This is a genomic window from Roseospirillum parvum (assembly GCF_900100455.1).
Classification (GTDB): Bacteria; Pseudomonadota; Alphaproteobacteria; order Rhodospirillales; family Rhodospirillaceae; genus Roseospirillum; species Roseospirillum parvum.
In genome coordinates this window covers 582,296-594,802 of record NZ_FNCV01000001.1, presented here as the reverse complement: position 1 = coordinate 594,802, position 12,507 = coordinate 582,296, and the positions used below count along the sequence as shown (strand labels likewise).

The following is a 12,507-nucleotide window of genomic DNA, read 5'->3' as shown; positions in this document are numbered from 1 at the left end:
GGCAAGTTGGCGGGTCTGGCAAGCATTCCGCCGATCCTATAGTCTCCCCGTCAGCATCAACACCCCCGGGATCGTCCGCCGCCCATGCCCGCCGCCGAAACCACCTTGATGAGCGCCAATTCCGGCACCGGCCCCGGGCGTTCCGGCAAGGATGCCGGGGACGAGAACTTCCCGGTCGGCAGTTTCCTCTTGCCCCGCCATCTGCGGCCCCATGTCGCCGCCTACTACCGCTTCGCCCGCGCCGCCGACGACATCGCCGACGATCCCGACATGCGCCCCGAAGACAAGGTGGCGGCGCTCGACAGCCTGGAGGCCGCGCTTCTCGGCGCGGCGCCGGAGCTGCCGGAAACCGCCCCCTTGCGCCGCACCCTGGCCGAGACCGGCCTTCGGCCGGCCCACGCCACCGACCTTTTGATCGCCTTCCGCGAGGATTCGCGCGGGCTGGCCTGCCGCGACTGGGCCCACCTGATGGCCTACTGCCGCCACTCGGCGGCCCCGGTGGGGCGCTTCCTGGTCGACCTGCACAGCCCCGACCCGGCGGCCGGCGACCGCCTCGCCTGGGCCCCCTCGGACGCCTTGTGTGCCGCCTTGCAGGTGCTGAACCATCTCCAGGACGTGAAAAGCGACCGTGAGCGCCTGGACCGGGTCTACCTGCCGGCCGACTGGCTGGCCGACGAGGGATTGACCGCCGAGGACCTGGGCGCCGAGGCCGCCGCCCCCGGCCTGCGCCGGGTGCTGGATCGCTGTCTGGTCGAGACCTGGCGCCTGCTCGACGCGGCCGCCCCGCTGTCGCGGCTGATCGACCATCCCGGCTTCCGGGTCGAGGCGACCATGATCCACGCCCTGGCCCGCCGGCTGGCCCGCCGCCTGACCCTGGTCGATCCGCTGGCACGGCGCGTCGACCTCAAACGCACCGACTGGCTGGGTGGCGCCCTCGAAGGGCTGCTGTACGGCCTGTGAGCAGCCCATCATCCCCTCTTGCCCCAGTGATCGTCCCAGAGATCGTCCCGGTGATCGTGCTCGGGGCCGGGCTGGCCGGGCTGAGCGCCGCCGTCGCGGCGCGCGCCGCCGGCCACCCGGTGACCGTGCTGGAGGCCGCGCCACAGCCGGGCGGACGCTGCCGCTCGTTCCATGACGCCACCCTGGGGCGCCTGATCGACAACGGCAACCACCTGATCATGGGCGCCAATCCGGCCCTTTTCGGGCTGCTCGGGCGGGTCGGCGGGCCGGGACTGACGGCGATCAGGCCGGCCGCCTATCCCTACCTCGATCTGCTCAGCGGCCGCACCTGGACCATCCGCCCCGGCCCCGGGCCGCTGCCCCTGTGGCTGGCACGGGCGGCGACCCGCCCCCCCGACACCGCGCCGCTCGACTACCTGCCGGCCCTCCGGCTGCTGCGCGCTGGGCCCGAGGACACGGTGAGCGGCCTGCTCGGCGGCAACGAGCGGGTGTTCGAGGCGCTGTGGCGGCCGCTCGCCGAGGGGGTGCTGAACACCGCCCCCGAGGAGGCCGCCGCCGCCCCGCTGGCCCGCGTGCTGGCCCAGACCCTGCTGAAGGGCGAGGCGGCGAGCCGCCCCTATGTGGCCGACTCGGGGCTCGGCCCGGCCCTCATCGCGCCCTGCCAGGACTGGCTTGAAAAGCAGGGAGTCGAGCTGCGCACCGGCTGCGCGGTGAGCGCCATCGAGGACGACGGGCGGCGGGTCACTCGCCTGCTCACCCGCCACGGGCCGCTTGCGGTGGACGGCGCGACCCGGGTCATCCTGGCCCTGTCCAACCCGGCGGCCCACGCGCTGCGGCCCGACCTCGTCCCCGCCCTGCCCACCCGCCCCATCGTCAACGCCCATTTCCGACTGGACGCCCCACCCAGCTTGCCCGGCGACTTGCCCCTGCTCGGCCTGACCGGGGGCACCGCCCACTGGCTGTTCGGGCGCGGCGACGTGCTCTCGGTGACGGTCAGCGCCGCCAGCGGGTTGGCCGAGCAACCGGCCGAGGCCGTCGCCGCCATCCTGTGGGCCGACTGCGCGAAAGCCCTGGGCACCCCCGGCGCCCCCCTGCCGCCATGCCGCGTCATCAAGGAAAAGCGGGCCACCATCGCCCACACCCCGGCCAGCGAACGCCAGCGCCCCGGGCCGGCGACCCGCCTCGCCAACCTGATCCTGGCCGGCGACTGGACGCGGACCGGCCTGCCGTGCACCCTGGAAGGCGCGGTGCGGTCCGGCCAGGCGGCGGCGGAGCGGCTCGGCGCGGGCTGAGCGGGCCTGCCGGTTTTCCCGGAAAAGTCATTCCCCTGCGGTCGGAAATTCCGATGGCCGACCTTTACGATGCGCCACCGGGCTCCTACATCACCGGGCACATTCAATGCCCGACGCGGCCGCTACCGGCGGTCGACAAAACCCCTTAATTGTCTCTGTTCAACGGATAAGAGAAAGGACGACCCATGGCTTTTGAACTGCCGGCCCTGCCCTACGACAAATCGGCCCTGGAGCCGCACATGTCGGCCCAGACGCTGGACTTCCATTACGGCAAGCACCACAACACCTATGTCACCAACCTGAACAACCTGACCAAGGACAGCCCGCTGGCCAACCAGTCGCTGGAAGAGGTGATCCTGGCCGCCCACAAGGACGGCAACACCGGGGTCTTCAACAACGCCGCCCAGGTGTGGAACCATACCTTCTTCTGGCACTGCATGAAGCCGGGCGGCGGCGGCGCCCCGAGTGGCGAGCTGGCGGCCCGCATCGACGCCGCCTTCGGCTCGCTGGACGCCTTCAAGGAGGCCTTCAAGCAGGCCGCCGTGACCCAGTTCGGCAGCGGCTGGGCGTGGCTGGTCTGGGATGGCGAGAAGCTGGCCATCACCAAGACCCCCAACGCCGAGACGCCGATGATCCACGGCCACACCGCCCTGTTGACCGTCGACGTGTGGGAGCACGCCTACTACCTGGACTACCAGAACCGGCGGCCGGACTTCGTCTCCACCTTCCTTGACCATCTGGTCAACTGGGACTTCGTGGCCGACAACCTGGCCAAGGCCTGATCGGTCAGGCCAGCGGATCGGCCAGACCAAAAGACCCTTCCCGGCGGCCCGCGTTTGCCAGACCCCCCTGGGGCATGGCATGGTGCGGGCCGCCTTTTTGCCGCCCCAATCATCTGGCAGAGGAAGAGGGCGTCGCGTTCCCATCCCCTGCCATCCCCGCCGGAGGTTTCCCCCGTGTCCTGGTCGCGCCCGCTCGTCCTCTCCGCCCTGCTGACCGCCCTCGCCCTGGGGCCGGCCGCCGCCCAGACCGATCCGGCTGCCCCGCCGGCGGATGAGAACGCCCCCTCGCTGGGCGAGGTGATCACCGGCAGTTGGGGCTTCATCGGCAAGGAGCCGCCGGAGGACCTGAACCAGACCTTCAAGCTGGGCGCCCAGGCCTGCATCAAGACCTTCGCCGAGCAGACCACCCGGGGCGACGCCCTGGCCGCCGGCATGCAGCCCATGCCCGAGCCGATCACCAACGGCCAGTTGGCGATCTACAACCTGGCCGGCGAGCCGCACATGGTGTGGGCCTCGGGCGACCTGCTGGTGGGCCAGAAGTTCGAGCAGGCGGTGGCCTCCGAGCAGAACGGTCAGGTGGTGCTGCTGTTGCAGCGCGGCGGCAAGCCCCGGGTCGGCCTGCTGCCCCGCCTGCTGCCCCGCAACGGCCAGCCCCACCCGGTGATGAAGCTGGAGCTGAACCGCATCATCGGCCCCTCGGAAGGCTGGTACGTGCGCTGCCAGTAGGGGCGTCCGCCCCCACGCACCGGGCCCAGGGACGGACCGGGAACCCCCCACCGCATCCGCCGCCATCAGGTCGCCCCAGCCGCGGGCTGGACAGGGCCGGGCCCATGGTTCATACCATGAATCCCAAACCCCGCTTGGAGAGTCTCCCGTGCCCCTGAAAGGCAACCGGATCCTGGTCACCGGCGCCGACGGTTTCATCGGCTCGCACCTTACCGAGGCCCTCGTCAAGGCCGGCCATCAGGTGCGGGCCATGGTGCTCTACAACTCCTTCGGCCACCGGGGCTGGCTCGACCACGCCGACCCGGCCATCCGCGACGATCTGGACGTCTTCGCCGGCGACGTGCGCGACCCCAACGGGGTGCGCACCGCCATGCGGGACTGTCAGGTGGTCCTGCATCTGGCGGCGCTGATCGCCATCCCCTACTCCTACCACTCGCCGGACAGCTACGTTGACACCAACGTCAAGGGCACCCTGAACGTCCTCCAGGCGGCCCGCGACCTGGGGGTCGAGCGCGTGGTCGCCACCTCCACCTCCGAGGTCTACGGCACCGCCCGCTTCGTGCCGATCACCGAAGAGCATCCGTTGCAGGGCCAGTCGCCCTACTCGGCCTCGAAGATCGGGGCCGACCAGATGGCGCTGGCCTTCCACCGCGCGTTCGGCACCCCGGTGGTCCTGCTGCGCCCCTTCAACACCTTCGGGCCGCGCCAGTCGGCGCGCGCGGTGATCCCGGCGATCATCACCCAGATCGCCGAGGGCAGCCGCCGTCTGCACCTGGGCGCCCTGCACCCGACGCGGGACTTCTCCTACGTCGCCGACACGGTGCAGGGCTTCATCGCCGCCGCCGGCTGCGAGGCGCTGATCGGCGAGGAGGTCAACATCGGCAGCGGCTTCGAGATCAGCATCGGCGACACCGTCCAGCTGATCGCCCGACTGATGGGCGCCGAGGTGGAGATCGTCACCGACACCCAGCGCCTGCGCCCGGAGAAAAGCGAGGTGGAGCGCCTGTGGGCCGACACCACCAAGGCCCAACGCCACCTAGGCTGGGCACCCGCCTTCGGCGGCCGCGAGGGCTTCGCCCGCGGCCTGGAAAAGACCATCGCGTGGTTCTCCGATCCGGCCAACCGGGCCCTTTACGGGCCGAGCCGGTACGTTCTGTGATGAGCCTCGATCTTGCCGCCACCGTCGCCGCCATCCGCGCCGTGGTCGGGCCGCGCCCGGGGCCGGTCGGCCTGCACGAGCCCTGGCTGGCCGGCCGCGAGTGGGAGTACGTGAAATCCTGCCTGGACGAGGGCTGGATTTCCTCGGTCGGCGCCTTCGTCGATCGCTTCGAGAACGACCTCGCCGCCTACTGCGGCACCGCCCGCGCGGTGGCCACCGTCAACGGCACCGCCGCCCTGCACACCGCCCTCATGGTGCTGGGCGTGAAACCGGGCGACGAGGTGCTGGTGCCGGCCCTGACCTTCGTCGCCACCGCCAACGCGGTGGCCCACTGCGGCGCCGTGCCGCACTTCGTCGACAGCGCCCCGGACACCCTGGGCCTGTGTCCGGAGCGCCTGCGCGACCACCTGGAACGGCTTGCGGTGCGCGGCCCGAACGGCCCGGTCAACCGCCACACCGGCCGGCGACTGGCCGCCGTGGTGCCGGTCCATGTGTTCGGCCATCCGGTCGCCGCCGATCCGCTGGCCGAGGTGGCGGCCCACTTCGAGCTGCCGATCATCGAGGACGCCACCGAGGCCCTGGGCAGCCTGTACCACGGCCGGCCGGCCGGCGGCCTCGGGCGGATCGGAGTCTTCTCGTTCAACGGCAACAAGATCCTGACCACCGGCGGCGGCGGCATGCTGGTCACCGATGACGCATCGCTGGCCGACGCGGCGCGCCACCTGACCACCACCGCCAAGCGGCCCCACCCCTGGGCCTTCGAGCACGACGCGGTGGCCTACAACTACCGGCTGCCCAACGTGAACGCCGCCATCGGCTGCGCCCAGCTCGAGCGGCTGCCCCTGATGATCGCCCGCAAGCGCCGGCTGGCCGAGGCCTACCGACAGGCCCTGGCGGAGCTGCCCGGGCTGGAGGTGGTCCCCGAACCGGCCGGCAGCCGCAGCAACTTCTGGCTGAACGCGGTGCGCCTCAAGGCCGATCAGGCGGCGCGGCGCGACGAATTGCTGGCCGCCACCCACGCCGCCGGCCTGATGACCCGCCCGGCCTGGACCCCGATGTCGCATCTGCCGATGTACGCCGACTGCCCGCGCGCCGATCTGACGGTCACCGAGGATCTGGTCCGCCGGCTGGTCTGCCTGCCTTCCAGCGCCTGGCTGGGGGCGGAGGATGGGCCGGAGGGCGGCCGATGACGACCCGGGTCCTGTCGGTCTCGACCAGCCGCGCCGACCTCTCGATCCTGATGCCCGTGTGGCGCGCCCTGGAAGCCGAGCCGGGAGTCGAACCGGTGCTGCTGCTGACCGGCCAGCACGCCGCGCAGGCCGACCTGCTGGGCGACCCGCCATGCCCGCCCGAACGCATCCGCCGGGGCGGCCAGGCGCTGGACGGCGGCACCCCCACCGCCGCCGCCCGGGCCATGGCGGCCATCGGCGAGGCCACCGCCGCCGCCCTGGCCGAGGTTGAGCCGGACGTCATGCTGGTCATCGGCGATCGCCTGGAGATGCTGTCCTGCGCCACCGCGGCGCTGCCCTTCAACACCCCGCTGGCCCACCTGCACGGCGGCGAAATCTCGCTCGGCGCGGTGGACGACCGCATCCGTCACGCCCTCAGCAAACTGTCGCACCTGCATTTCGTCGCCTCGGTGGCGGCGGCCGAGGTGCTGCTGGCCAGCGCCGAGGACCCGGACCGGATCATCATCACCGGCGGCCCCGGCCTGGATACCCTGCGCGCCACGCCCAAGGTGGCGCCCGAGGTCTTCAAGAGCCGCACGGGGCTCGACAGCCTGGACGGCCTGCGGCTGGTCACCCTGCACCCGGAAACCAACGGCGGCGACAACGCGGCCCTGGTGGCGGCGGTCACCTCGGCCCTGGCCGCCGTGCCCGCCCCGACCCTGGTCAGTGCCCCCAACGGCGACCCCGGCGGGGCGGAGATGACGGTGGCCCTGAAGGCGTGGTGCGCCCGCCATCCGTGGGCCCACTGGGTGCCCAACCTGGGTCTGGAGCTGTATCCGACGGCGCTCGGGCTGGCCTCGGTGATGGTCGGCAACTCGTCGAGCGGCATTGTCGAGGCCGGTTTCGTCGGCCTGCCGGTGATCGACGTGGGCCGCCGACAGGCCGGCCGGCCCCGGGGCCGCAACGTGCTGACCTTGGCCCTCGATGGGACTCCCGAGGGGGCCCCCGATGGGGCCGCCCTGACCGAGGCCCTGCGCACCCATCCCCGGGGCTCGGCCGATGATCTGAGCCGCCGGGATTGTCTGTACGGCGACGGTCACGCCGCGCCGCGCATCGCCGCCCGGCTGGCCGCCCTGCCGCCCAGAACCGAGCTGCTGGACAAGCCCCTGCACCTGGACCCGGCGCGCCGCCCGGCCGCCTGGCCCGTGCCCTGGGAGGTCCCGGCATGAGCCCGACACCAGCCCCCTGCCTGATCATCGCCGAGGCCGGGGTGAACCACAACGGCAGCCTGGAGCGGGCCCTGGAGATGGTCGCCGTGGCCGCCCATGCGGGCGCCGACGCCATCAAGTTCCAGACCTTCAGGGCCGAGCAGTTGGCCACCGCCGGGGCCCGCCGGGCGGCCTATCAGGCCCGCGAACTGGGCGACGGCGACCAGCTTTCCATGCTGCGCGGGCTGGAACTGGCCGACGCCGATTTCGCCCGGCTGGCGGCGCGCTGCCGGGAACTGGGCATCGCCTTCCTGTCCACCGCCTTCGAGCCCGAGGGGCTGGACATGCTGCTTGGGCTTGGCATGGCGCGGGTGAAAATCCCCTCCGGCGAGATCACCAACCCGCGTCTGCTGCTGGCCGCCGCGCGCTCTGGCCGGCCCATCATCCTGTCCACCGGCATGGCCACCGAGGCCGACGTGGCAGCCGCCCTGGGGGTGCTCGCCTGCGGCCTGCTGGGCTGGACGCGGCGCGGCGACGCGGCCTTCGCCAACGCCCTGGCCGACCCGGCCGGGCGGCGCGCCGTGGCCCACCGGGTCACCCTGCTGCAATGCACCTCCGCCTATCCGGCGCCGCCCGACAGCATCAACCTCAAGGCCATGCATACCCTGGCCGAGCGCTTCGGGCTGGCGGTCGGGCTGTCCGACCACAGCCAGGGCATCGCCGTGCCGACCGCCGCCGCCGCCCTGGGCGCCCGGGTGATCGAAAAGCACTTCACCCTGGACCGCACCCTGCCCGGCCCCGACCACGCGGCCTCGCTGGAGCCCGACGAGCTGGCCGCCATGGTGGGCGCCATCCGCACCGTCGAGGCGGCCCTGGGCGACGGCCACAAGGCGCCGACCGAAGTCGAGCACGACACCGCCCGGGTGGCCCGGCGCAGCATCGTCGCCGCCCGGCCCATCGCCGCCGGCGAGCCCTTCACCGAGGAGGCCCTGGCCTTCCGCCGGCCCGGCACCGGCCTTTCGCCGATGGCCTGCTGGACGCTTCTGGGCCGTCCGGCCGGACGCCCCTACGCCGCCGGGGAAATGATCGACGCGCCATGACCCAGCCCGCCCCCGACAGCCCCCCGACCACCCCCCTGGACCGTCCGTGGCTGGTCCTTGGCGCCGGCGGTCACGGCCGCGTGGTCGCCGACCTGCTGCTTGCCCTGCGCGCCTCGGTGCTCGGTTTCCTCGATCCGGGTCTGGCTCCCGGAGAGCCGGTCGGCCTGGGTCTTGTCTGCCTCGGCGATGACGGTTGCCTGACCGATCCCCGGTACGCGCCGGGCGCGGTCTACGTGGCCAACGGCATCGGCAGCCTGCCCGGACAGGCGGCCCCGCGCCGCCAGGCCTTCGCCCGACTGGCCGAGAGCGGCCATCTCTGCCCGCCCCTGATCCACCCCATGGCCTGCCTGGCCCATCAGGTGGCGGTGGGCGACGGGGCCCAGGTGATGGCCGGCGCCGTGCTCCAGACCGGGGCCCGCATCGGGCATGGCAGCATCGTCAACACCGGCGCCCGGGTCGATCACGACTGCCGCATCGGGGCCCACGTGCACCTCGCCCCGGGGGTGGTGCTGTCGGGCGCCGTGGGGGTCGGCGAGGGAGCCCATCTGGGCACCGGTTGCGCGGTCATCCAGACCATCACCATCGGCGCCGGGGCGGTGGTGGCGGCGGGAGCCACCGTACGTCGCGACCTGCCGCCCGGCACCACCTTTCACCCCGCCAAGGGAACCCCTGAGCCATGAGTCTGTCGCCCGCGTCCAGCCTTCTCCCCCGGGAAGCCGAGTTGCGCCAGGTGATGGCGGTGATCGACGCCAGCCCGGCCAAGATCGCCCTGCTGGTCGATGCGGACGGGCGTCTGGTCGGGACCATGACCGACGGCGACATCCGGCGCGCCCTGCTGAGCGGCGCCGACCTCGCGGCGCCGGCCGAAAAGCACATGTTCCGCGACTTCCAGGTGGCCCGCGACGACGACGAACCCAGTCACATCATGGCCCGCCTGAGGGCCCGCAGCCTGCGCCAGATGCCGGTGGTGGATGCCGCCGGCCGGGTGGTGCGCATCGAAACCCTGGTCGAAGCTCTGGCCACCCCCAAGCCCAACTGGGTCTTCCTGCTCGCCGGCGGGGCCGGGGTACGGCTGCGGCCGCTGACCGAAAGCGTCCCCAAGCCGATGCTGCCGGTGGCCGGCAAGCCGGTCCTGGAAACCATCCTGGAGCGTTTCGTGGAGGCCGGGTTCCGGCGCTTCTGCATCGCCGTCCACTATCTGGCCGAGCAGGTGAAGGCCCACTTCGGGGACGGCTCGGACTGGGGGGTGGAGATCGTCTACGTGGAGGAGCCCCACCCCCTGGGCACCGCCGGCGCCCTGTCCCTGATGCCCGCCGTGCCCGACACCCCCCTGCTGGTGATGAACGGCGACGTGCTGACCGGGGCCAACTTCAGCCAGCTCCTCGACTACCACGAGGCGCACGGCGCCGCCGCCACCCTGTGCCTGCGCCAGTACGACATCCAGGTGCCTTACGGCACGGTCGAGGTGGACGGGCCGTGGGCCACCGGCATCGTCGAAAAGCCGCTGCACAAGGTGTTCGTCAACGCCGGCATCTATGTGCTCGGACCCGAGGCGCTGGCCCTGGTCCCCCGGGAACGTCGCTACGACATGACCGACCTGTTGGCCGAGTTGATCAGCCGCGAGCAGCCGGTGGCCACCTATCCCCTGCACGAAACCTGGCTCGACATCGGCCGGCTCGAGGACTTCCGCAAGGCCGACCAGGTTGTCGAAACCCTGCCGCCATGAACCAAGCGATGAAAATCCTCGCCGTGATCCCCGCCCGGGGCGGCTCCAAGGGGCTGCCCGGCAAGAACCTCAGGCCGCTGGCGGGGCGCCCCCTGCTGGCCTGGACCATCGAGGCGGCCAGCCAGGCCCGCACGGTGGATCGGGTCATCCTGACCTCGGACGACCCCGCGATCATGGAGACCGCCCGGGCCTGGGGCTGCGAGGTCCCCTTCCAACGCCCGGCCGAACTGGCCGAGGACACCACCCCCACCCAGGCGGCGCTGCATCACGCCATGGACATGATGGCCGGCGGGGACTTCAGCCACGTCCTGGTGCTTCAGCCGACCTCGCCGTTGCGCACCGCGGCCGACATCGACGCCGCCGCCGAGGTGCTGCAAGCCGCCCAGGCGCCGGCCTGCGTCTCGGTCTGTCGGCTCGACAAGCCCCTGGAATGGCTGTACACCCAGGACGCCACGGGACGGCTCCGCCCGGCCTGCCCGGGACCCGCCCCAGTCTCGCGCCGCCAGGACGGCACCCCGGTGTGCACCCCCAACGGCGCACTCTATCTGGCCCGCTGGGCGTGGATCCGGGCCCGGGACGACTTTTTCGGCCCCGACGTCATCGGATATCCCATGTCCGCCGAACGCTCGCTTGACATCGACACCCTGGCCGACCTCGAGCGGGCCGAGGCGCTGATGGCACAGGCCGGCGTGCCCGCGCCCCCCCCTCGCGCCCCGGAAGGCTTGGCCTGAGCGGATGCCTCGGCGCCGCCAGCCCGGCGACCCTGTTCGACCGGCACATGACCGGCACCACGTGGAAGGAACACTCCCCCTTGAATGCTGAAGCCTCACCCGCCAAGGACCAGGGCGTGAAAGCGCCCACGCCGCCCGGGCAGGAAGCCCAGGGAGGGGTTTTCATTTACGCCCACTCTCAGTATCGAGGCCCCCTCCTGGCGGTGGGCCGCCGACTCAAGGAACGCGACGGACTTCACGTCCGCCTGTATGTCAACACCCGGCAGAAGGAGGCCTTCTACCGGGATCGCGCCTGTCCCCGGGATGTTTCCGAGGTCCATCGCCTGCGCCACCTTCACGAGTTCCTGTCCGAGCCGCCGCCGGCCGACGTCGTGGCCAGGGCCCGGGCGATGGAACAGCGGCTGGGCATCACGGTCAATGAACTGCGCCTGAGCAACCGTCATCTTGGGCGCGCCTTTGCCCTCAGCGGCACCCGGCATCCCCGCTCCCACTTTTCCGAGCAGGCGAGCTTCCCGCATATCCTGAACGCCTACACGCGCTTTGTCGAACAGTGGGAGGAGGAGATCGCCCGCTGGCGCCCCCGCCTGGTCATCTACCCCGACAATACCCTCGAGGCGGTGTGCCGGGCCCACGGCATTCCGACGGCCTACCTGTGCGGGGCCCGCCACCGGAACCACCACTACTGGAGCCCGGACGGCCGCTTTTCGTGCCAGGAAATCCGCGACACATTCCGCAACCTGTGCACCAATCCCCCCGCCGAGCCGCCCCCCGAGACGGAAGCGGCCAAGGAGCCGGAGGAAACGACTGCCCGACCCTACAAAGGGCACATGGACACCCGGGTGGTGTTTCTGCGTGAAAGCTCGCTGAAGGGCACGCTGTCAAAGCTCGCCCTGGCCCTGCTGCGACACCTCTATTGGACCGTGCGGGGGTACGACAAGTCCAAGGGGTATCTGTTGAGGGATACCTTGATGAACCACATCAACGTGTGGCGGGACACCCGCTTCCTCACCAACCCCACGAACACCCTGTCGGTGCGTGATCTGGAGGGGCGGAAGTTCATCTTCTACCCGCTCCAGACCGACCCGGAGGCCGCCCTGCAGGGGTTGTCGCCGGATTACTTTTTCCAGCTTGAGACCATCGCCGCCATTGCCCGCTGCCTGCCGGCCGATGTGTCGCTTGTCGTCAAGGAAACCTTTTGGGCGGTTGGCCGCCGGCCGCAGGACTTCTATCGTCACCTGGCCGAGTTCAAGAACGTGATCCTGGCCCACATGCTGGACCTGGGGCCGGATGTGATCAGCCGTTCGCTTGGGGTCGTCACCATCACCGGCACCGCGGCGCTGGAGGCGACGACACTTGGCCGTCCGGCCGTGGTCATGGGCAAGGGGCTGTTTTTCGCCGAACAGGATGCCATTGTTGAGGCGCAAACCATCGACCAGTTGACCGAAGCCGTCCAGCGCATGGCCCGGGGTGAGTTCGACCCGCAGCATATCCGCCAACAGGCCCAGGTGATGCTGCGGGCGATCGAACGTGTCGGCTTTGACATGGGCTCGTTCAATGCCTTGGCACCCGACACGGTGACGGAAGACGCCATTGAGGGCGCTTACGCCGCCCTGAAGCGCGGTTTCTTTTAAGCCTTGAGAAAACGCCCGACAGG

At 71.4% G+C, this 12,507-nt stretch carries 12 protein-coding genes; all 12 read left to right on the top strand.

Annotated elements, in window-relative coordinates:
• Positions 1-84: 84 nt before the first annotated feature.
• The 12 genes from hpnC to BLR95_RS02435 all read left to right on the top strand — a co-directional run bounded on the left by hpnC (position 85) and on the right by BLR95_RS02435 (position 12,484).
• Positions 85-960, top strand: a complete 876-nt coding sequence (gene hpnC / locus BLR95_RS02490; protein ID WP_245689182.1) for a squalene synthase HpnC — start codon at positions 85-87, stop codon at positions 958-960.
• A 50-nt stretch (positions 961-1,010) separates the two neighbouring features.
• Positions 1,011-2,252: a hydroxysqualene dehydroxylase HpnE gene (gene hpnE / locus BLR95_RS02485; RefSeq protein WP_176787543.1), complete on the top strand. Its 1,242-nt coding sequence runs from the start codon at positions 1,011-1,013 to the stop codon at positions 2,250-2,252.
• 185 nt (positions 2,253-2,437) lie between these two features.
• Entirely contained in the window at positions 2,438-3,034 is a 597-nt protein-coding gene (locus BLR95_RS02480; RefSeq protein ID WP_092614844.1) for a superoxide dismutase, read from the top strand.
• Between the two features lie 174 nt (positions 3,035-3,208).
• The gene (locus BLR95_RS02475) at positions 3,209-3,760 is read left to right on the top strand and encodes a hypothetical protein (protein ID WP_092614841.1); all 552 of its coding nucleotides are present in this window, start codon (positions 3,209-3,211) and stop codon (positions 3,758-3,760) included.
• 148 nt (positions 3,761-3,908) lie between these two features.
• On the top strand, positions 3,909-4,919 hold the full coding sequence (locus tag BLR95_RS02470; RefSeq protein ID WP_092614838.1) for an NAD-dependent 4,6-dehydratase LegB: 1,011 nt from the start codon (positions 3,909-3,911) through the stop codon (positions 4,917-4,919).
• The gene (locus tag BLR95_RS02465) at positions 4,919-6,109 is read left to right on the top strand and encodes a LegC family aminotransferase (RefSeq protein WP_092614835.1); all 1,191 of its coding nucleotides are present in this window, start codon (positions 4,919-4,921) and stop codon (positions 6,107-6,109) included. The genes BLR95_RS02470 and BLR95_RS02465 overlap by 1 nt, the downstream gene beginning before the upstream one ends.
• The gene (gene neuC / locus BLR95_RS02460) at positions 6,106-7,317 is read left to right on the top strand and encodes a UDP-N-acetylglucosamine 2-epimerase (RefSeq protein ID WP_092614832.1); all 1,212 of its coding nucleotides are present in this window, start codon (positions 6,106-6,108) and stop codon (positions 7,315-7,317) included. Before BLR95_RS02465 ends, neuC begins: the two co-directional genes overlap by 4 nt.
• The gene (neuB, locus tag BLR95_RS02455) at positions 7,314-8,396 is read left to right on the top strand and encodes an N-acetylneuraminate synthase (RefSeq protein ID WP_092614829.1); all 1,083 of its coding nucleotides are present in this window, start codon (positions 7,314-7,316) and stop codon (positions 8,394-8,396) included. Before neuC ends, neuB begins: the two co-directional genes overlap by 4 nt.
• Entirely contained in the window at positions 8,393-9,076 is a 684-nt protein-coding gene (locus tag BLR95_RS02450) for a NeuD/PglB/VioB family sugar acetyltransferase (RefSeq protein ID WP_092614827.1), read from the top strand. The genes neuB and BLR95_RS02450 overlap by 4 nt, the downstream gene beginning before the upstream one ends.
• Entirely contained in the window at positions 9,073-10,122 is a 1,050-nt protein-coding gene (locus BLR95_RS02445) for a nucleotidyltransferase family protein (protein ID WP_092614824.1), read from the top strand. Before BLR95_RS02450 ends, BLR95_RS02445 begins: the two co-directional genes overlap by 4 nt.
• Positions 10,123-10,130: 8 nt before the next feature.
• Entirely contained in the window at positions 10,131-10,853 is a 723-nt protein-coding gene (locus BLR95_RS02440) for an acylneuraminate cytidylyltransferase family protein (RefSeq protein ID WP_218119452.1), read from the top strand.
• Positions 10,854-10,900: 47 nt separating this feature from the next.
• Positions 10,901-12,484 (top strand): hypothetical protein, encoded by a 1,584-nt coding sequence (locus BLR95_RS02435; RefSeq protein WP_143130914.1) that lies wholly within the window; start codon positions 10,901-10,903, stop codon positions 12,482-12,484.
• The last annotated feature ends 23 nt before the right edge of the window (positions 12,485-12,507 follow it).